The 18,346-nt window shown below is 68.4% G+C and carries 18 protein-coding genes; 11 read left to right on the top strand and 7 right to left on the bottom strand.

Translation table 11 applies throughout. From position 1 onward, the window contains the following. Positions 1 to 38 precede the first annotated feature (38 nt). Complete coding sequence (locus tag G369_RS0100240; RefSeq protein ID WP_019651956.1) at positions 39 to 1,088, bottom strand: NAD(P)H-dependent flavin oxidoreductase; 1,050 nt, start codon at positions 1,086 to 1,088, stop codon at positions 39 to 41. A 108-nt stretch (positions 1,089 to 1,196) separates the two neighbouring features. Further along, on the bottom strand, positions 1,197 to 2,498 hold the full coding sequence (locus tag G369_RS0100235; protein WP_019651955.1) for a UDP-N-acetylglucosamine 1-carboxyvinyltransferase: 1,302 nt from the start codon (positions 2,496 to 2,498) through the stop codon (positions 1,197 to 1,199). Positions 2,499 to 2,755: 257 nt separating this feature from the next. Here G369_RS0100235 and G369_RS0100230 point away from each other — a divergent pair, with 257 nt between their 5' ends. After that, positions 2,756 to 3,637 (top strand): AraC family transcriptional regulator, encoded by an 882-nt coding sequence (locus G369_RS0100230; protein WP_019651954.1) that lies wholly within the window; start codon positions 2,756 to 2,758, stop codon positions 3,635 to 3,637. 119 nt (positions 3,638 to 3,756) lie between these two features. Next, complete coding sequence (locus G369_RS0100225) at positions 3,757 to 4,173, top strand: GFA family protein (RefSeq protein WP_026346101.1); 417 nt, start codon at positions 3,757 to 3,759, stop codon at positions 4,171 to 4,173. Between the two features lie 5 nt (positions 4,174 to 4,178). Here G369_RS0100225 and G369_RS0100220 read toward each other — a convergent pair whose 3' ends face one another. After that, a complete protein-coding gene (locus G369_RS0100220; RefSeq protein WP_019651952.1) occupies positions 4,179 to 4,535 on the bottom strand; it encodes a hypothetical protein in 357 nt (118 codons plus the stop codon). Positions 4,536 to 4,988: 453 nt separating this feature from the next. Between G369_RS0100220 and chrA the strand changes: the two genes are divergently transcribed. Together chrA and G369_RS0100210 are read left to right on the top strand one after the other, a co-directional pair. Further along, a complete protein-coding gene (chrA, locus tag G369_RS0100215; protein ID WP_019651951.1) occupies positions 4,989 to 6,365 on the top strand; it encodes a chromate efflux transporter in 1,377 nt (458 codons plus the stop codon). 10 nt (positions 6,366 to 6,375) lie between these two features. Then, complete coding sequence (locus G369_RS0100210; protein ID WP_019651950.1) at positions 6,376 to 7,665, top strand: MFS transporter; 1,290 nt, start codon at positions 6,376 to 6,378, stop codon at positions 7,663 to 7,665. Between the two features lie 51 nt (positions 7,666 to 7,716). Here G369_RS0100210 and G369_RS0100205 read toward each other — a convergent pair whose 3' ends face one another. Continuing rightward, positions 7,717 to 8,772 carry a DMT family transporter gene (locus G369_RS0100205; RefSeq protein WP_019651949.1) on the bottom strand — a complete coding sequence of 352 codons (1,056 nt, stop codon included), beginning with the start codon at positions 8,770 to 8,772 and terminating at the stop codon, positions 7,717 to 7,719. A 237-nt stretch (positions 8,773 to 9,009) separates the two neighbouring features. On the opposite strand from G369_RS0100205, the gene G369_RS0100200 reads away from it, so the two are divergent. From G369_RS0100200 to G369_RS0100175, 6 genes are all read left to right on the top strand, one after another. Beyond that, complete coding sequence (locus G369_RS0100200; protein ID WP_019651948.1) at positions 9,010 to 9,588, top strand: dihydrofolate reductase family protein; 579 nt, start codon at positions 9,010 to 9,012, stop codon at positions 9,586 to 9,588. A 51-nt stretch (positions 9,589 to 9,639) separates the two neighbouring features. Then, on the top strand, positions 9,640 to 10,566 hold the full coding sequence (locus G369_RS0100195) for a LysR family transcriptional regulator (protein WP_019651947.1): 927 nt from the start codon (positions 9,640 to 9,642) through the stop codon (positions 10,564 to 10,566). 178 nt (positions 10,567 to 10,744) lie between these two features. Continuing rightward, positions 10,745 to 11,695, top strand: a complete 951-nt coding sequence (locus G369_RS0100190) for an N-carbamoyl-D-amino-acid hydrolase (protein ID WP_026346100.1) — start codon at positions 10,745 to 10,747, stop codon at positions 11,693 to 11,695. Then, positions 11,692 to 12,423 (top strand): cysteate racemase, encoded by a 732-nt coding sequence (cuyB, locus tag G369_RS0100185; RefSeq protein ID WP_020722894.1) that lies wholly within the window; start codon positions 11,692 to 11,694, stop codon positions 12,421 to 12,423. Before G369_RS0100190 ends, cuyB begins: the two co-directional genes overlap by 4 nt. A 58-nt stretch (positions 12,424 to 12,481) precedes the next feature. Next, complete coding sequence (locus tag G369_RS0100180) at positions 12,482 to 13,468, top strand: Bug family tripartite tricarboxylate transporter substrate binding protein (protein WP_019651944.1); 987 nt, start codon at positions 12,482 to 12,484, stop codon at positions 13,466 to 13,468. Next, positions 13,468 to 14,946: an N-acyl-D-amino-acid deacylase family protein gene (locus G369_RS0100175; RefSeq protein WP_051127523.1), complete on the top strand. Its 1,479-nt coding sequence runs from the start codon at positions 13,468 to 13,470 to the stop codon at positions 14,944 to 14,946. The genes G369_RS0100180 and G369_RS0100175 overlap by 1 nt, the downstream gene beginning before the upstream one ends. Before the next feature lie 145 nt (positions 14,947 to 15,091). Here G369_RS0100175 and G369_RS0100165 read toward each other — a convergent pair whose 3' ends face one another. Both G369_RS0100165 and G369_RS0100155 read right to left on the bottom strand, forming a co-directional pair. After that, positions 15,092 to 16,108, bottom strand: a complete 1,017-nt coding sequence (locus tag G369_RS0100165; protein ID WP_019651941.1) for a patatin-like phospholipase family protein — start codon at positions 16,106 to 16,108, stop codon at positions 15,092 to 15,094. Positions 16,109 to 16,360: 252 nt separating this feature from the next. Further along, positions 16,361 to 16,765 (bottom strand): RidA family protein, encoded by a 405-nt coding sequence (locus G369_RS0100155; RefSeq protein WP_019651940.1) that lies wholly within the window; start codon positions 16,763 to 16,765, stop codon positions 16,361 to 16,363. 154 nt (positions 16,766 to 16,919) lie between these two features. Here G369_RS0100155 and G369_RS0100150 point away from each other — a divergent pair, with 154 nt between their 5' ends. Then, complete coding sequence (locus G369_RS0100150) at positions 16,920 to 17,846, top strand: LysR family transcriptional regulator (RefSeq protein ID WP_019651939.1); 927 nt, start codon at positions 16,920 to 16,922, stop codon at positions 17,844 to 17,846. Here the strand turns inward: G369_RS0100150 and G369_RS0100145 are convergent. Then, positions 17,827 to 18,306 (bottom strand): DUF4188 domain-containing protein, encoded by a 480-nt coding sequence (locus tag G369_RS0100145; RefSeq protein WP_019651938.1) that lies wholly within the window; start codon positions 18,304 to 18,306, stop codon positions 17,827 to 17,829. The two genes, G369_RS0100150 and G369_RS0100145, sit on opposite strands and share 20 nt — an antisense overlap. Positions 18,307 to 18,346: the final 40 nt, after the last annotated feature.

The raw sequence follows: 18,346 nt of genomic DNA, 5'->3' as shown, positions 1-18,346 counted from the left end.
GTTGGGCGGATGTGATGTTGTTCGTCTCTTCCTTCGGATCAGCGGAAGCCCAGCGCCAGCGCGCGGGTGAGCTCGGCCGACGGAATCTCGCGGCAGCCGGTCGCGTTCTGCCCCGACCACAGCGGAGAGAAGTCACCGCTGCCCTTCGCTTCGGCCTTGGCGCGCAGCGGCGCGATGGCCGAGGTGGCCAGCGGAAACTCCGGCGCCGCCTTGCCGATGGGCCCGAGGTCGCGCATCACGCGGTTGACGATGCCGCGCGCCGGCCGGCCGGTGAAGAGATTGGTGAGCGCCGTGTGCCGCGCCGCCTCGCTCTTGAGCGCCGCGCGGTGGACCGCGCTGGTCGTCGCCTCGGGCGTGAGCATGTAGGCCGTACCGATCTGCACGCCCGCCGCGCCCAGCGACATCGCCGCCGCCACGCCGTCGGCATCGGCGATGCCGCCAGCGGCGATCACCGGCAGCTTCACCGCCTTGACCAGCTGCGGCAGCAGCGCGAAGGTGCCCAGCTGCTTCGTCAGGTCATGCGAGAGGAAGTGGCCGCGATGCCCGCCGGCCTCCAGCCCCTGGGCGATCACCGCGTCGGCGCCGTGCGCCTCGAGCCAGAGCGCCTCGTCCACCGTGGTGGCTGAGGCCAGCACCTTCGCGCCCCAGCCATGCACCTGCGCCAGCAGCGCCTCGGAAGGCAGCCCGAAATGGAAGCTCACGACCGGCGGCTTGAACTCGGCCAGCAGCGCGGCCACCTCGGCGCTGAAGGGGTTGCGACCCGGCCCGGCCGGAATGCTCGCGGCGTCGATGCCGTACTCGGCGTAGTAAGGCGCCAGCGCGCTGCGCCACGTGGCCTCGCGCTCGGCGCTGGGCTCGGGCGGGGTGTGGCAGAAGAAGTTGACGTTGTAGGGCTTGTCGGTGCCCGCGCGGATCGCGGCGATCTCGCTGCGCAGCGCGTCGGTGCTCAGCATGGCTGCCGGCAGCGAACCCAGGCCGCCGGCATTGCTGACCGCGATGGCCATCGCGCTGCCTTGTATGCCGGCCATCGGGGCCTGGATGAGGGGGAGTTCGGTGCCGAGAATCTGCTGCAGCGAGGTGGTTGTCATTCGAGGGCGCTCCTTTGTCGGATGCCGTCCATTCTCCAGCCAAGCCCTTGGGCGCCGCCGCGGCAGGGTCATCGCCCGGTGCGGCGACGACCCGGGTTCAGGAGGGCCTCACTCCTCGCTGGTCCACTCCACCTGCACACCCAGGCTGCGCAGGTTCTCGACGAAGCGCGGATGCGCACGGCGGATCGGCGCCGCGTTGCGGATCTCGGAGCGGCCCTCGATGCTGGCCGCCACCATGAAGAGCGCGATCGCCACGCGGATGATGTAGGGGCTCTCGACCACCGCCGGCGTCAGCGGATTGCCGCCGAAGGTGATGAGCCGGTGCGGGTCGGACGAGAACACGTGCGCGCCGAACTTCGAGAGCTCGCCCGTCCAGCCCAGCGCGCCGTCGTAGACCTTGTTCCAGAACATCGCGTTGCCCTGGGCACGCACGCCCAGCGCGATGAAGATCGGCAGCAGGTCCACCGGGAAGTACGGCCACGGCGCCGCCTCCACCTTGGTGAGCACGTTGCTCGTGAAAGGTGTCTGCACCTTCAGCGGGCCGCTGCGCACGGCGCGCGACCAGCCTTCCTTGTGCTCGATCTGCACGCCGAACTTGGCGAAGGTGCGGTCCAGCAGCGGAAAGTTCTCCGGCGCGCTGTTGCGCACGACCACGTCGCCGCCGGTGATGGCGCCCAGCGCGAGGAAGGTGGTGATCTCATGGAAGTCTTCGTCGAAGCGGAACTCGCCGCCCTTGAGCGCGCCGCCGCCATGCACCGTGAGCCGCGAGGTGCCGATGCCCTCGATGCGCACGCCGATCATCGCCATGAAGCGGCAGAACTCCTGCACGTGCGGCTCGGAAGCCGCATTGGTCAGCGTCGAGGCGCCGTCCGTCGCGGCGGCGCACAGCACGAAGTTCTCGGTGGTCGTCACCGAGGCGTAGTCCAGCCAGTGGTCGGTGGGCATCAGCCGGCCCTTGCTGCGCACGAGCAGCGAGCCCTCGGTGCGCTCCACCTCGCCGCCGAAGCGCTGGAACACCTCCACGTGCGGATCGATCTCGCGCACGCCCAGCGTGCAGCCTTTGACGTTGTCCTCCAGCCGCGCCACGCCGAAGCGCGCCAGAAGCGGCGGCACCAGCATGATCGACGAGCGCATCTCCTCCGGCAGCCGGTGGCGCGATGCGTCGAAGGCCGTCTCGCGGTGGTGCAGCTCCAGCGTGCCCGTCTCGTGGTCCATGCGAACGTCGCTGCCCAGGGTGCGGAAGATGTCGAGGATCTTGCGCACGTCGGTGATGTCGGGCACGCCATGCAGGCGAAGCGGCTCCCAGGTGAGAAGCGTGGCGCAGAGCACCGGCAGCACTGCGTTCTTGTTGGCGGAAGGGGTGATGCGGCCACGCAGCGGCGTACCGCCGTGCACGATGAGGTTGGACATGGAGAGGAGAGAAAGCGCGAAAGCGACCGGATGGGAGGCGGCAGTAAAGATTCGGAAATAGTCCGAAACGGGAGACAGGACTTTACCGCCTGAAAGCGCCACGAACGGCGCCGAAGTTGTAAGAACTTCAAAGCAGAAGCCGCTGAAATAACAATTCTTTCGCGTTACATCCAACAGATTTCGGCAAGCTGGTTTCCGTGGCGTGCGGCAGCAAGTTCGGTCAGGACAGCCGGTTTGCGACACTTCATGATCGCTGCATGGACAACCCGATGCCCCGCGAACCCGACGTTTTCGCCCCTCTCCTGGCCTGGATCGAGGAGCGGCTCGACGAGCCCCTCACGCTCGAACTGATTGCGCAACGCGCGGGTTTTTCGGCATACCACTTCTCCCGGATGTTCACTGCCCGCATGGGCCGCAGCGTCATGGCGCACGTGCGCGGGCGTCGACTCGTGCGCAGCGCCCGAAGGCTCTGCGCCGAGCCCGACGCCAAGCTCATCGACCTGGCCCTGGATTGCGGCTTCGAGTCGCAGGAGGCTTTCACGCGCGCGTTCAAGCGCCTCTTCGGCGCGTCACCCGGCCGTTTCCGTTCCGGCTTCTCTCCCAACCCAATCGAAGGACAGTTTCCAATGAATGCACCCAGCAGCATCGCCACGGCTGTGGCCCGCTTGCCCGAATTGGTCAAGCTCGACGAGTTCCGTGTCGCGGGCCCGTCCCGACGCTTCGACGGCACCACGAAATCCGAGATTCCCCAGCTGTGGTCGGCGCTTGTCGGGACCCTGCCGCTGGAGACGCAGCTTCCGAGCTGGGCGACTTACGGCGTCGTCTGGAGCGTGGACCGCGAAGCGGGAAACTTCATGTACATGGCCGGCGTGGGCGTGAAGACCGGCGACTGCCCGCTCCCCAAGGGCTTCGAGGTGAAGGAGATTCCGGCGGCGACTTACGCAGTCTTCCGCATCACCCTGAACGGCTCCGCCCTGCACCCGCAAGTCAAAAGTGCGATGGTGATCATCTGGGGCGAGTTGATTCCCGCCTCGGGCCTGCGAGTCGTCGACAGCCCCGACTTCGAGATGTACAGCGGCGATTTCGCACCCGACCAGCCAGGCGCCGTGATCGACCTCTACGTGCCCGTGGAAGCCTGAGTTCCAGGCGGCGCCCATTCGCGACGAACTTGTTACTCACCCGCCCTGCCCTTGTCCAAATAAATTGGTTGCCTCCCGCCAGCTCCCGCTGGCCAGGCAACCTCAAAAGGACAAGACAAATGAACCCTTCCTACACCGGCGGCTGCGCATGCGGCGCGATCCGCTACGAGATCCCCTCCGAGCCGATCTTCCAGAACCACTGCCAGTGCCTCGACTGCCAGCACAAGAGCGGCACCGGCCACGGCTCGTACCTGAGCTTCATGCGCGGCGGTGTGAAGCAGACCGGCAGCGCCGCGCTGTGGGACATGGTCGGCGACAGCGGCAACGTGAAGACCCGCGCCTTCTGCCCCGCCTGCGGCTCACCCGTGTACATGACTTATGCGGCGATGCCGGACGTCATCACCGTGCATGCCGCGAGCCACGACGATCCGAGCCGGTTCAAGCCGCAGGCGGTGACTTATGCAGTGCGCGGATACGAATGGGATGTGCTGGACCCGGCGCTGACCAGATTCGAGAAGATGCCGCCGGGCCAGTGATCGATCTAGCTCGTCAGCGCCTCGCACTGCACCTCGATCCGCTCATGAAGCAACCCCAGCGCCGCCGACAGCAGCCGCTGCAGCGAACTGCGCTGCCCCGCGTCGAACAGCGGCGCAGGGTCCGCATCGGATGAAGCGGCATCGCGCCGGTCTTCATCCCAGCCGAGCAGTTGGACGAGCGTCTGCGCGCCCTGCACGACGTCGCGCGCATCGTTGAGGAATGCGGCCTGGCTTTGCCGCGAAGCATCGAGGCGCTCGCCCTGGACCCACTCGAAGGGCCTGAACTGGGCTGTGGGACGGTAGGACGCGCCGGCGCAGCGGGCATCGGCGCCTGCCGCGTCGTTCGAAGAAGCATTGGCCATGTGTGGGCCTCCCAAGGATGTCGATTTGCAGAAACCGACGCCCTCGCTTCCAAACAAGGGCGGCAGCTCGAACGGGTTGGAAGACCGGGACATCCTTGCGGAAACCGGCAGGGCGCGAGCCCTCCCGTTCAAGCCGCCTAAAAATAGGCGCAAACGAAAAAGCCGCAGTCCAGTGCGGTGGCTGCGGCTCTCGTCGCAGGATGTCGGCGGGCTTCCAAACCCGGCCTCGCTCATCACGAGGCGGGGGCAATGTAAGCGGTGCCGACTGCGGGCGTCAAGCGCGAATCCGGCGCGGCATCAGGGCAAAGGCACTGGTCGCGGTGCGCGCACGAGACAGGGCGCTTCATCGCGCTTTTGCTCTGCTACGATTGTTTCCCCGGGAAAACAGCCTCCCGCTCTGCAAAGAAAGACGGTGTCCCGTCCAAGCGCTGGTGACTCACAACGGAGCCTTCCGTGGACACCGCCTTGCCCGACACTTCTTCCCTCGCGCCTTCCGCGCGCCCCGAGCCGATCTCCTTCTCCGAAGCCTTCCGCTTCTGGCTCAGGCTCGGCTTCATCAGCTTCGGCGGCCCCGCCGGACAGATCGCGATCATGCATGCCGAGCTGGTCGAGCGGCGGCGCTGGATCAGCGAGAAGCGTTTTCTGCATGCCCTGAATTTCTGCATGCTGCTGCCCGGCCCCGAGGCGCAGCAACTGGCCACCTACATCGGCTGGCTCATGCACCGCACCTGGGGCGGCATCGTGGCCGGCGCGCTGTTCGTGCTGCCCTCGCTGTTCATCCTGATCGCGCTGTCGTGGATCTACCTGCGCTTCGGCAACGTGCCCGTGGTCGCGGGCATCTTCTACGGCATCAAGCCGGCGGTCACGGCACTGGTGCTGCATGCGGCGCACCGCATCGGCGGCCGCGCGCTCAGGAACCGGTGGATGTGGGGCATCGCGGGCGCGGCCTTCCTGGCGATCTTTGCCTTCGACACGCCGTTTCCGGCCATCGTGCTTGCCGCCGGTCTCATCGGGTACTTCGGCGCGCGATGGGCGCCCGGGGTCTTCGCGCTCGGCGGCGGCCATGGCGGCGCGACGCAAGGCTACGGCCCCGCGCTGATCGATGACGACACGCCCACGCCGCCGCATGCGCGCTTCTCGCGCCGGCAGCTGCTCAAGGTGATTGCCATCGGACTGGGCCTCTGGCTGCTGGCGATGGGCATCCTCGTCGCCGTGCTGGGAACCGAGAGCACGCTCGCGCAGATGGGCTGGTTCTTCACCAAGGCGGCGCTGCTGACCTTCGGCGGCGCCTACGCGGTGCTGCCCTACGTCTACCAGGGTGCCGTCGAGCACTACCAGTGGCTTTCGGGCGCGCAGATGATCGACGGACTGGCGCTCGGGGAAACCACGCCGGGGCCGCTGATCATGGTGGTGGCCTTCGTGGGCTTCGTCGGCGGCTGGCTGAAGCAGGTGCTGGGGCCCGACTCGCTCTTCCTGGCGGGCGCCCTGGCTGCAACGGTGGTGACCTTCTTCACCTTCCTGCCCTCCTTCATCTTCGTGCTGGCCGGCGGCCCCGCCATCGAGGCCACGCACGGCAGGCTGGGCTTCACCGCGCCGCTGTCGGCCATCACGGCGGCAGTGGTCGGCGTGATCCTGAACCTGGCGCTCTTCTTCGCCTACCACGTGCTGTGGCCCAAGGGCTTCGGCGGCCATTTCGACGCGGTGTCGGCGCTGATCGCCGCGGCCGCGGTCGTTGCGCTGTTCCGATTCAAGGTCGGGGTGATGCCGCTGCTGGGCGCCTGCGCGGCCATCGGGCTGGCGGTGAGCTTGGCGCTGCCCTTGCTGCGCTGAAGGATTCGGCATGACCCTCCGAGCCCCGGCCGGAGCCGAACCGGCGAGCCCCACGCCCCGACCACGCCGCGGCCTCGCGCGCCTGCTGCCCTCCGGTGTCGATCCGGGCGCCCTGCCGCTGCTCGTCGCGCGGGGCCTTCGCGCCTTCGCCGACGGATACATGGCCGTGCTGCTGCCGGCCTACCTGCTGTCGATAGGGCTGGGGACGCTGGAGGTCGGCGTCGTCAGCACGGCGACGATGCTGGGCTCGGCGCTCGCGACGCTCGCGGTCGGCGCCTGGGGATATCGCTTCGCGGCGGGGCGCCTGCTTCGCTGCGCCGCCCTGCTGATGGCCGCGACGGGCATCGGCTTCGCCGGGCTCTCCTCGTTCTGGCCGTTGCTGGTCGTGGCGCTGGTCGGCACGCTCAACCCCAGTTCAGGCGACGTCAGCGTTTTCCTTCCCCTGGAGCACGCGCGGCTGGCCAGCGCGGCGCAAGGCCACGCGCGCACGGCCCTCTTCGCCCGCTACAGCCTGCTCGGCGCCTTGTGCGCGGCCCTGGGTGCGCTGGCTGCCGCAGCGCCGGACTGGCTGGTGCGGCACACGGGACTCGGGCGGCTCGATGCACTGCGCGGGATGTTCGTGGTCTACGCCGCCATCGGACTGATCGTCTTCTGGCTCTACCGGAACCTGCCTACACAAGCAGGCGCGGGCAGCACTGACAGCATGCCCGTGGCGCCGGCTCCGCTGGGCCCCTCACGCCGCGTGGTGATGCGGCTGGCCGCCCTCTTCAGCATGGACGCGTTCGCCGGCGGGCTCACGGTCAACGCGCTGATGTCGCTCTGGCTGCTGGAGCGGTTCGGCTTCTCCTTGACCCAGGCCGGTGTGTTCTTCTTCTGGACAGGCCTGCTCAGCGCAGCCTCGCAACTGGCGGCGCCCGTGGTGGCGCAGCGCATCGGCTTGCTCAACACGATGGTGTTCACGCACCTGCCCGCCAACGTCTGCCTCGTGCTCGCCGCGGTGGCGCCGAGCCTGCCGGTCGCGCTGGCCCTGCTGATGATCCGCAGCTCGCTGTCTTCGATGGACGTTCCCACGCGAACGGCCTATGTGATGGCGGTGGTGACGCCCGCCGAACGCAGTGCGGCCGCGAGCTTCACCGCCGTGCCGCGAAGCCTGGCCGCGGCCATCAGCCCGACGCTCAGCGGCGCGCTGTTCGCAGCGGGATGGATCTCGCTGCCCCTGGTCGCATGCGGACTCCTGAAGATCACCTACGACCTCGCGCTCTGGCGCGCGATGCGGCGGGACCGGCTGGAGGGGGACTGAGCGCAGCCGTGGAGGCACGAAGCCCTCCCGGAACACGACGATCAGGTCGCCTCAATGGATGTGCTGGTGATGCACATCGGGAACGTGGGAGTGCGCGTGGCGCATCGGCTCGTGCACATGGGAGTGGCTGTGCGATCCCACGGGAAGCACGTCGTGCGTGTGGTCGTGATGGCCGTCGTCATGGCGGTGCGCGTGCTCATGCTCGAGGCGTTCGTGCTCATGCTCGTGGCCGTGCGACTCCGCCAGGTGCAGCGTCACACCCAGCATCATCAGGGTGCCGCCGGCGGCCATCGCCCAGGTTCCGCTGCGATCGCCCAGCGCGACGGAGAAGGCTGCGCCGATGAACGGTGCGAAGGCGAACACGGAGCCCGTGCGTGCCGCACCGAAGGCCCGCTGGGCCAGAAGGTAGAAGCGCAGGCTCAACCCGTAGCCACTCGCACCGATCGCGAACAGCGCAACCGCGGCGCCCCACGCCGGCATGGGCTCGCCGAGCAGCCATGCGAGAACAGCCGTCGCTACCGTTCCCATGGCCGCCTTGCCCAGCACGACTTGTCCCGGGTCGCGTTCAGCCAGGGCGCGCGAGAGCGTGTTGTCAGCCCCCCATGCGGCGGTGGCGAGCAACACCGCGAGCAAACCCCACGACTGCGTGGCGCCGCTGCGCCACTGGTCCAGCACCAATGCGACGCCGCCAGCCAGCAGGAGCAGCATCGCGGCCCACACGCGCCGGTCCATCGTCTCCTGATACAGCAGACGCGCGAGCAACGCCGTGAACAGCGCCTCCAGCGTCAGCATCAGCGACGCGCTGGCGCCGCTGGTGTGCTGGAGCCCCCAGGCCAACGCCACGGGCCCGAGCACGGCACCGAATGCGGCCATCGACAGGAGCCGCGGAACATCGCCCCGCACCACGCGAGCCTCTCGCTCCACGCGTTGACGCGAAGCCATGCCGATGGCTGCCGCGCCTGCGTACAGCAACGCGGCCGTGGTGAATGCACCCAGCCCCTTGCCGAAGTGCTGGACCAGCGGCGTGCTGACGCCGAAGAGAAGCGCCGCAAGCAGCGCGAGCAATCCGCCGCGTGCGGCAGGCAGGGAGAAGTGTTTCGCCGTCATGGGATGCCTGGTTCATCGTGAAGCGAATGGCTGCCCGCTCGTGGCATCGGACAGCCTCGGCCATGGCAGAGATTCCTGAATGCCGGGAATTCATGCTCCTGGGGTTCCTGGGCGCATTCTCTGCGCACTCTGAGAGCCACGGCGAAGGTTCTGCCGGACGGGTGGAGTTGCGCGAAGGCCGGGAGCAGTTCAGCATCCCCAGTCCTCCAATCCCAACGACCAGATACGGAGACCCGAATGAGAAAGCTCAAGATCATGGAGCACGTGTCGCTCGACGGCGTGATCCAGTCCTCCGGCGAAGACGGCTTCCCCTATGCCGACTGGACGGTGCCCTACCGCACGCCCGCCGGCCGTGACGAGGTGCTCGCCGCGCATGGGCAGCGCTTCGACCTGCTGCTGGGCCGACGCACCTACGACATGTGGTCGGACTACTGGCCGAAGGCGCCCGCGGGTCCGATGGCGGACGGTCTCAATGCGGCCACCAAGTTCGTCGTCACCCACCGCCCGGAGAGCCTTGCGTGGGGACCGTTCGAGGCAGTCGGCGCCGACGTGGTCGAGGGCGTGCGGCGCATCAAGTCGCAGGCGGGGCCGGACCTCGTGCTGTGGGGCAGTTCCACGCTCACCTCGACGCTGCTCGCGCAGGGACTGGCGGACGAGGTCATGCTGATCGTCTACCCGGTGCTCGTGGGCACGGGCAAGCGCCTGTTCGCGCAAGGGACGCCGGGACGCGCCTTCGAGCTCGTCGGCACGAAGACGACGCCGTCGGGGCTCTTGCTCAACACCTACAAGCTCGCGGGCGCGTTGAAGGCGGCTTAGCCGGGTGGCAGGTGCAGCATCGGAGGCATGCCGCATGCTTCAGAATCAGGCATGAACCTGCGACAGATCGAGGTGTTCCGCGCGGTGATGATCACCGGCTCGGTGAGCGGCGCGGCACGCCTGCTCCACGTTTCCATTCCGGCGGTCAGCCGGCTGCTTTCTCATACCGAGAGCCGGCTCGGCTTCCTGCTGTTCGAACGGGTGAAGGGCCGCCTGCATGCGACGGCGGAAGCGCGGCGCCTGTATCTGGAAGTCGAGCAGGTCTATGGCGGCGTGCAGCGCATCGGCAGCCTCTCGCACGATCTCGCGCTGCGGCGGCGCACCCTGTTGAGCATCCTCTCGAGTCCGAGCATCGGGCAGACGCTGGTGCCCCTGGCGATCTCGCAGTTGCGCAACGCGATGCCCGACGTGCAGGTCCACTTCCACTGCCTCACGCACGAAGCGTTGAAGGAACGCATCCTGCAGCAGCGGGCCGACCTCGGCATCTCCACCTTTCCGGTCGACCACCCCAATCTCGCGACCAGGCCCCTGGCAAGCAGCCGCCTGATGTGCATCTGCCCGCGCAGCCATCCGCTGGCCATGCATGAGGAAGTCGGCCTGGACGAGTTGCTGCCCCATGAATTCATCGGCTATCCGCACGGCTCGCCGCTGGGCCTGCGCATCGACCAGATGTTCGAGACGCGCGATGCGTCGCCGCGCATCAGCGTGGAGGTGACCTCGCCGCAGTACGCCTGCTCGCTGGTGCATGCCGGCGCCGGCATCGCGCTGGTGGACGAGTACTCGCTGCAGGGCTGGCTCGGGTCGCCCTTCAAGGCGATACCGGTGCGCGGCGCGCTTCCGATCGTGGCCGACCTGGTGTATCTGCAGACCGAGCCGCTCTCGCCAGCGGCCCAGGCGCTGCTGCGCGCCCTGCACAGCGTGCTGCTGCAGCGCGGGCTGGCGATGCCGTTGGCGGACGACGACGAGATCCTGCGCTGACGCCCCCTGCCGGATGCCTGCGCGCCCTGCGCCGGTGCAGGCGCGCATGCGCGCACCAGCGGGAGGCAGACCTTTAGCACGCTGTTAAACCCGAGCGACAAATCGTCATTCGACGTCACGCGAGCCGCTTCGAATAATCGATTGCACCGATCACACGGCTGCAACGAAGAAGGTTCAAATGACATCGCGCCCAGGCTCTCCCCCCCGTTTTCTCGGCCTTGCCGTCGCCCAGATGGGCCCGGTCCACCTGTCGGACAGCCGCGAGTCCGTGGTGGCCCGCCTGGTCGACATGCTGCGCCAGGCCCACGGCCGCGGCGCGGAGTTCGTGACCTTTCCCGAACTCGCGCTCACCACTTTCTTCCCGCGCTACTGGATGACCGAGGAGGAAGCCCGCGAGCGCTTCTTCGAGCGCAGCATGCCCGGCCCGGCGACGCAGCCGCTCTTCGACGAAGCGCGCAGGCTCGGCGTGGGTTTCTACCTCGGCTATGCGGAGCTCACCGAGGACGGCCGCGCCTTCAACTCGGCGGTGATCGTCGGGCGCGATGGCAGCATCGCGGGCCGCTACCGCAAGATCCATCTGCCGGGCCATTCGGAGCACAAGCCCGAGGCGCCCTTCCAGCATCTCGAGAAGAAGTTCTTCGAGGTCGGCGACCTGGGCTTCCGCGCCTTCGACACCGACGGCGTGCGCATGGGCATGTGCCTGTGCAACGACCGCCGCTGGCCCGAGACCTACCGCGTGATGGCGCTGCAGGGCGCCGAGGTGGTGGTGCTGGGCTACAACACGCCCTCGCTCAACATCCACTGGAACGAGCCGGCACACCTGCGCACCACCACGCACCTGATCTCGCTGCAGGCCAACGCCTACCAGAACGGCATCTGGGTGGCGGCGGCAGCCAAGTGCGGCTCCGAAGACGGGCACCACATGATCGGAAGCTCCGTGATCGTGGCGCCGACCGGCGAGATCGTCGCGCGCGCCGTGAGCGAGGAAGACGAAGTGATCTGCGTGCGCGCCGACCTGGCGCTCGGCGCGCACTTCCGCGAGCACGTCTTCAACTTCGCCAAGCACCGCCGCCCGGAGCACTACCGCCTGATCGTCGAGCGCACCGGCGCCGGGGATCCGCTGCCATGAGCGGGCAGCAGCCTTCGTCCGCACCGAGGGCCCTGGGCATCCTGGGCGGCATGGGACCGCTGGCGGGCGCGACCTTCGCGCTGCGGATGGTGCAGCTGACCGAGGCCGCCGTCGACCAGGACCACATCCCGACGATCCTGTGCAACGACCCGCGCATCCCCGATCGCTCGAGCGCCATGCTGCAGGGCGGCGAGAGCCCGCTGCCCGCCATGCAGCGCGGCATCCGATTGCTGGAGGCCGCAGGCGCCGGCTGCATCGCGGTGCCCTGCAACACCGCGCACCTCTGGTTCGACGACCTGAAGGGCGCCACCCATCTGCCGTTGCTCAACATCGCCGAGGCGGTGCTGCAGGACCTGCGGGGACACGGGCTCCTGGAGGGCAAGGTGGGCGTGCTCGGCACGCCGGCCACGCTGGCGCTCGGCCTGTACCAGCGCGCGCTGGAGCAGGCGGGGTACGAGGCGATCGTTCCCGCGGCCGACGATGTGCAGCGCCACTGCGTGGCCGCCATCGCTGCGGTCAAGGCCGGGCAGGTCGATGCCGCATGGGAGCCCGCCGCACAAGGCATCCGCGCGCTGGTCGCACGCGGTGCGAAGGCCGTGGTGCTCGGCTGCACCGAGCTTCCGCTGGCGGTCCCGCATCACCGGCGCGGCGAGTTCGACTGCGTGCTCACGGACTCCATCGACGCGCTGGCCCTGGCAGCGATCGCGCACTGCCGCCGGGGGCACTGAGGCGCCCTTCCCACTCTCCCCTTTTTTACTTCCACGAAATCCACGAAAGCCCCTTCCGATGATCCGTCGCAAGTTCTCCCGCCCGATGGCCGTGCTGGCCGCTGCCTTCGGCCTGCTCGCAGGCTCGGCCCCGACCTGGGCCGCGTGGCCCGAGAGGCCCATCACCTTCGTCGTGCCCTCTGCGGCCGGCGGCTCGCCCGACGTGCTCTCGCGGCTCGTGACCAACGAGGTCTCGAAGTCGCTCGGCGTGCCGGTGGTCATCGAGAACCGTCCCGGTGCGGCCGGCAACATCGGCATCCTGCAGATCAAGAGCAAGCCGGCCGACGGCTACACCATCGGCTACGGCAACGTGAACACGCTGGCGGTCAACCGCACGCTGTTCAAGAAGCTGCCCTACGACGTGGACCGCGACCTGGTGCCGGTGGCCCAGGCCTTCGACCTCTACAACGTGCTGATCGTGCCCAAGGAGTCGCCCATCCACGACGTTGCCGGGCTGGTGGCCGCGGCGCGCAAGCAGCCGGGCAAGCTGTCCTTCGGCGCACCCGGCATCGGCACCACCGGCCACATGGGCGGCGAGCTGCTGCGCAGCATGGCCGGCATCGACGTGCTCTTCGTGCCCTACAACGGAGGACCGGCCGCGCTGCAGGACCTGATGGGCGGACGCATCGACTACCTGTTCGCCAACTCTTCCGAGGTCGGCCCGCTGGTCGCGTCCGGCAAGGTGCGCGCGCTCGCGGTGAGCAGCACCAGGCGCATCGCCATGCTGCCCAACGTGCCGACGCTGGACGAGGCGGGCATCAAGGGCTACGAGACCGTGGCCTGGGGCGGCGTGGTCGCACCGCGCGGCACGCCGCGCGAGGTGATCGAGAAGCTCAATGCCGCGATCAACGCCGCGCTGGCCACCCCCAGCGTGCGCGAGGGCCTCGCCAAGCTGGGCGCCGTGCCGGCCGGCGGCACGCCCGCCGACTTCCAGCGCACCATCGACCGGGAGAACAGGCGCTGGGGCGAGCTGATCGAGCACAACCGCATCGAGAAGCTCGACTGATGGCGGGCCCCGCGACTCCATCCGGGCAGCAGCAACAACAACATCACTTGCTGCTGCTGCGCGGCGGCACGGTGATCGATGGCAGCGGCGCCCCGCCGCGCCGCGCGGATTTGCTGGTCGAGGGCGACACCATCGCGGACATCCTGCCGCCGGGCAGCGAGGTTGCCGGCGCCGGCATCGTCGAGCTCGACGGCCTGAGCCTCGCGCCCGGCTTCATCGACTCCCACACCCACGACGACGGCTACCTGCTCGCGCATCCAGACATGGTGCCGAAGGTTTCGCAGGGCGTGACCACGGTGGTGACCGGCAACTGCGGCGTGAGCCTCGCGCCCGTGCCGCCCGGCAGCCCCCTGCCCCAGCCGCTCGATCTGCTGGGCCCGCCCGAGCTGTTCCGCTATGCGAGCTTCTCCAGCTGGATGGACGCGCTGCGGCAGGCGCCCGCCGCAGCCAACGTGATCCCCCTCGTGGGCCACGCCAGCCTGCGCGTGAGCGCGATGGACGATCTGCAGCGGCCCGCCACGACGCAGGAACGAGCCGCCATGCGGCAGTTGCTGGCCGAGGCGCTGGACGCCGGTGCGTTCGGCATGTCCACCGGCACCTTCTACCCGCCCGCACAGCACGCCACCACCCAGGAGATCATCGACATCGGCCAGACCATGCGGGGCCGCGGCGGCATGGTCTACGCGGTTCACCTGCGCGACGAATCCGACCGGATCGACGAGGCGATCGAAGAGGCCCTGGAGATCGGGCGTGCGCTGACCGCGCGCGTCGTGTTCTCGCACCACAAGCTCGCGGGCGAGCGCAACCATGGCAGGTCGGTTCAAACCCTCTCGCGCATCGACGAGGCCGGCGCCATGCAGCCGGTCTGCCTCGACTGCCATCCCTATCCCGCCACCTCGACGATGCTGCGGCTCGACCGCGTGCGGCTGGCGCGCCGCACGCTCATCGCATGGTCGAAGGGCGACCCGTCCGCGCAGGGGCGCGACTTCGCCGACCTGCAGCGCGAATGGGGGCTGGACGACGAAGCCATGCTGCAGCGGCTCGCGCCCGCGGGCGCCATCTACTTCCTGATGGACGAGCGCGACGTGGAGCGCATCCTGGCGCACCCGCGCACGATGGTGGGCTCCGACGGGCTTCCCTTCGATCCGCATCCGCATCCGCGCCAGTGGGGCACCTTCACCCGCGTGCTGTCGCGGCTGGTGCGCGACAAGGGTCTGCTCACGCTGGAAGCCGCCGTCCACAAGATGACCGGACTGGCCGCGAGCAACTACGGGCTGGTCGACAGAGGCCTGCTGCGGCCCGGCCTGCGGGCCGACCTGGTGGCCTTCGACCCGCAGCGCGTGACCGACCTCGCCACCTTCGACAACCCCGTCCAGGCAAGCCGGGGCATCGAAGGCGTCTGGGTCAACGGGCAGCGGGTCTGGGACGGGCGGCGCCCCACCGGCCTGCGGCCCGGCAAGGTGCTGCAGCGGCACTGAGCCGGCATTCCTCTTCTATCGATGATGCACACGACGCAGAAGGCCCGGGTCCTTCCGATCCGAGGCCTGACAAGGGCGAGCGATCGGAAGGAGCTTCAGCGGATGCTCGACGCGTATTGAAAGGCCGCAGCCGCCGGAGCCGGCCTCACTTCCAGTTCGTCTCGACCCAGTCGCGCACCTTCGCCCACTCGGAGGAATTCTTGATGTAGTCCTGCGTCGCGCTCACCAGTTCGCCGACGTTCCTGTAGTCGTCCAGGCCGAAGGGCTGGGCCAGGGGCACATTGCCGCGCATGTAGTTGCCGCCGAGCATCTGCCCGGCCTGGATCGCCGCGAGTTCGGCGGTGGCGTCCATCGTGAGGTTGAGCAGCGCCGTCGCCGGCACGGTGCCATTGCCGAAGGGCCACAGCCAGTGCGTGACGCCCCAGTCCAGCGGGTTCGGCACCGAGCCGGGCGAGATGCCGACCGGGTTCACGCCGGTGCCCAGAGAGAGCATCAGGATGTCGGAGGTGCCGCTCGCGTAGCCCTGGTAGATCGCCTCCACCATCGCCGTCATCGAGGGGTTGTTGGCGAAGGTGCCGCCGTCGGCGAAGTAGCCGTAGCTGCCCACCTGGTAGGGCGGAAAGTAGGTCGGCGCGGCCGAGGTGGCCAGTGCTGCATCGACCATGCTGATGCCGCGATAGGCGTTGCTCGGGCCGTTGGAGATGGTGCAGGGCTCCCAGCTGTTCTGGCTCGGGTCCCACAGCCGCGCGGAGTTGACCGCCACGAAGCGGCTGGCCGACGACAGCACGCCGGTGCCCACCAGCTGCTGCGCGACCTGCTGCAGGCCGGTGTTGACGTACTGGCACTTGAAGATGCCCGGGCCGCTGCCCAGCAGCTCCTCGGTCGACTTCGCCGGAGCCTTGTCCTGCTGCTTCGCTTGCGCATCCAGCAGCCAGCCGTTGGGCTTGAAGATGGTGGCGCCGTCGTTCTCGTAGATGTTCACGATGTCGCCGATGGCCACGCCGTTCACCAGGCCCAGCGAGATCAGCCCGCCGGTTGAAGTACCGGCAAAGCCGTTCGCGCCTGCGACGATGCCGAAGCTCTGGTCCAGGTCCTGGATCAGCAACGCCGTGATGACACCGCGAATGCCGCCGCCGTCGCAGCAGAGAATCTTGAAAGACATGCTGTGCTCCTTGCTCGAGTGGATGGGCGCCGCGGCGCCGTCTTTCCATCGAAGGCACCGGGCTTTCAATGCGGGGATTGCCGGTGAAGCGATCGTTCCCCACGCCGAACGATCGCTGGCTGGACAGCCACGGATCTCTCAGGCGCAATGTGGGTCAATCCGTGCGGCGATGCATCACTCGAACAGGTGAGTTTCAGCCTCCGGGGGGCAGGTCGATCGGGCTGTACAGCCCTCCTCATACAAAGAAAGTCGTCATTCCTGCGCGCCGTCGGGCAGCCTGGCGATGACCTTGATCTCGAACTTGAAGCCGTAGAGCCACGTCACGCCGATGCCGGTGAGCGTGGGGTGCGGCGCATCGCCCCAGTACTCGGGCACGATGTTCCAGACCGTCTCGAAGTTCTTCTCCGGGTCGACGATGAAGACGGTGACGTCGACCACATCGTCGAAGGTGCAGCCCGCGGCGGCGAGCACGGCGTTCAGGTTCTTGAACGCGAGCCGCGCCTGTGCTTCGAGGTCGGGCTCGGGCGAGCCGTCCTCGCGGCTGCCGACCTGCCCCGACACGAACAGGAAGCCGTTGGAGCGGATCGCCGGCGAGTAGCGGTTCTTTTCATAGAGCGCCTGGCGCCCGGGCGGGAAGACGACGTCGCGTTTGGCCATGGATGCTTTCCTTCTTTCTCTTCAATCAATCAATGAACGGGATGAAGGGACTTTAGAAAAGCGCGCCTCGCGGATAAACGGGCAATGCCGACAATGACTGTTTGGGCAGACCAAACAATCGATCGACACTCAAGGCACCAGGGAAAGCGCGCACATGGACCGTTTCGACGCGATGCAGGCCTTCGCCCGCGTGGTGGAGGCAGGCAGCTTCACCAAGGCGGCGGAGACGCTGCACATGAGCAAGACCAGCGTGACCCAGCTGGTGCAGCAGCTCGAAGCCAGGCTGCGCGTGAAGCTGCTCAACCGGACCACGCGCAAGGTCGGTCTCACCGCCGACGGCGCGGCCTACTACGAGCGCGTGGTGCGCCTGCTGGCCGACATGGACGATGCCGAGACCAGCCTCTCGGGCGCATCGGCTTCACCGAGAGGCCGGCTGCGTGTGGACGTGCCCACCCCGCTGGCCCGCACGATCCTGGTGCCGGAGCTTCCGGCGTTCCACGCACGCTACCCCGACATCCAGCTCGACATGGGCGTGAGCGACCGCATGGTCGACCTCATCGGCGACAACGTCGATTGCGTGGTGCGCGGCGGCGAGCTCACCGACCAGTCGCTCATGGCGCGCCATGTGGGCGACCTGCAGCTCGGCGTGTACGCGGCGCCCGGCTACCTGGAGCGCGCCGGCACGCCCCGCGATCCGCGCGAGCTGGAAGACTCGCACCACCGCATCGTCGGCTTCCTGTGGTCGCGCAACGGCAAGACCTTTCCGTATGCGATGCAGCGCGGCGGCGAGCGCATCGAGGTGCAGGGCCGCTACGCGCTCTCGCTCGACGACGGCAACGCCTACCTCGCGGCAGGCCTGGCAGGCCTGGGCGTGCTCTGGCTGCCCGGCTACATGGCGAAGGCGCACCTGCCCGGCGGCGAGCTGGTGCCGCTCTTCGAGGACTGGAGCCTCGATCCGATGCCGCTGTACCTGGCGTTCCCGCCGAACCGGCATGTGAGCGCCAAGCTGCGGGTGTTCATCGACTGGGTGGTGGAGGTGATGGCGCGGCATGCGCCGGTCGTCACCCCTGCGCCTTCGTAGCCCTCAATCGCGCAGCCGCCGAGCGATGGGCCTCGGCGACGCTCTGGAGGCTGCCGGCGCGGCCGAGGCCGAAGGGCGGCATGTTGACGTAGATGTTCTCGTAGGTGCCTGCAGACACCGCGTAGGTCTCGTGCCAGATGCCGACGGAGCCGTCGGTGCCGATGGCCCTGTTGAAGGCGCGCCATGCCGGGAGGTGCTCGGCCTCCTTGTCCTTGGCGTAGGCCAGCAGCTGCTCCATGGAGCGCCAGTACTGCAGCACGAGGATCGTGCGCGAGAACCACAGGTCGGCGTGCAGCAGGCCGCGCTCGGGCTGCTGCTTGAGTTCCTTGAGCATCCGGGGCATGGCCGCCGCGACGGGAAGCCACTTGTGCAGCTTCAGCGGCTGGTTGATGCGCATGCCGATGAGGAAGACGACGAAGTCGCCGTCCAGCCGGGCGGTCAGGCGTTCCGGGTGAATCATGGGAAGGGACTCCTCGGGTCGTGTTCGGGTGGTGTTCGGG

It is taken from the genome of Variovorax atrisoli 110B (assembly GCF_000382045.1).
GTDB classification, from domain to species: domain Bacteria; phylum Pseudomonadota; class Gammaproteobacteria; order Burkholderiales; family Burkholderiaceae_C; genus Variovorax; species Variovorax atrisoli.
Note: the sequence above shows the minus strand (reverse complement) of the source record. Positions and strands in the feature narration are given on the sequence as shown.

Excerpts from the sequence above, each read along its gene's own strand:
- G369_RS0100240 (WP_019651956.1), bottom strand. The coding sequence starts at position 1,088 with ATGACAACCACCTCGCTGCAGCAGATTCTCGGCACCGAACTCCCCCTC.
- G369_RS0100235 (WP_019651955.1), bottom strand. The coding sequence starts at position 2,498 with ATGTCCAACCTCATCGTGCACGGCGGTACGCCGCTGCGTGGCCGCATC.
- G369_RS0100230 (WP_019651954.1), top strand. The coding sequence starts at position 2,756 with ATGGACAACCCGATGCCCCGCGAACCCGACGTTTTCGCCCCTCTCCTG.
- G369_RS0100225 (WP_026346101.1), top strand. The coding sequence starts at position 3,757 with ATGAACCCTTCCTACACCGGCGGCTGCGCATGCGGCGCGATCCGCTAC.
- G369_RS0100220 (WP_019651952.1), bottom strand. The coding sequence starts at position 4,535 with ATGGCCAATGCTTCTTCGAACGACGCGGCAGGCGCCGATGCCCGCTGC.
- G369_RS0100210 (WP_019651950.1), top strand. The coding sequence starts at position 6,376 with ATGACCCTCCGAGCCCCGGCCGGAGCCGAACCGGCGAGCCCCACGCCC.
- G369_RS0100205 (WP_019651949.1), bottom strand. The coding sequence starts at position 8,772 with ATGACGGCGAAACACTTCTCCCTGCCTGCCGCACGCGGCGGATTGCTC.
- G369_RS0100200 (WP_019651948.1), top strand. The coding sequence starts at position 9,010 with ATGAGAAAGCTCAAGATCATGGAGCACGTGTCGCTCGACGGCGTGATC.
- G369_RS0100195 (WP_019651947.1), top strand. The coding sequence starts at position 9,640 with ATGAACCTGCGACAGATCGAGGTGTTCCGCGCGGTGATGATCACCGGC.
- G369_RS0100190 (WP_026346100.1), top strand. The coding sequence starts at position 10,745 with ATGACATCGCGCCCAGGCTCTCCCCCCCGTTTTCTCGGCCTTGCCGTC.
- cuyB (WP_020722894.1), top strand. The coding sequence starts at position 11,692 with ATGAGCGGGCAGCAGCCTTCGTCCGCACCGAGGGCCCTGGGCATCCTG.
- G369_RS0100180 (WP_019651944.1), top strand. The coding sequence starts at position 12,482 with ATGATCCGTCGCAAGTTCTCCCGCCCGATGGCCGTGCTGGCCGCTGCC.
- G369_RS0100175 (WP_051127523.1), top strand. The coding sequence starts at position 13,468 with ATGGCGGGCCCCGCGACTCCATCCGGGCAGCAGCAACAACAACATCAC.
- G369_RS0100165 (WP_019651941.1), bottom strand. The coding sequence starts at position 16,108 with ATGTCTTTCAAGATTCTCTGCTGCGACGGCGGCGGCATTCGCGGTGTC.
- G369_RS0100155 (WP_019651940.1), bottom strand. The coding sequence starts at position 16,765 with ATGGCCAAACGCGACGTCGTCTTCCCGCCCGGGCGCCAGGCGCTCTAT.
- G369_RS0100150 (WP_019651939.1), top strand. The coding sequence starts at position 16,920 with ATGGACCGTTTCGACGCGATGCAGGCCTTCGCCCGCGTGGTGGAGGCA.
- G369_RS0100145 (WP_019651938.1), bottom strand. The coding sequence starts at position 18,306 with ATGATTCACCCGGAACGCCTGACCGCCCGGCTGGACGGCGACTTCGTC.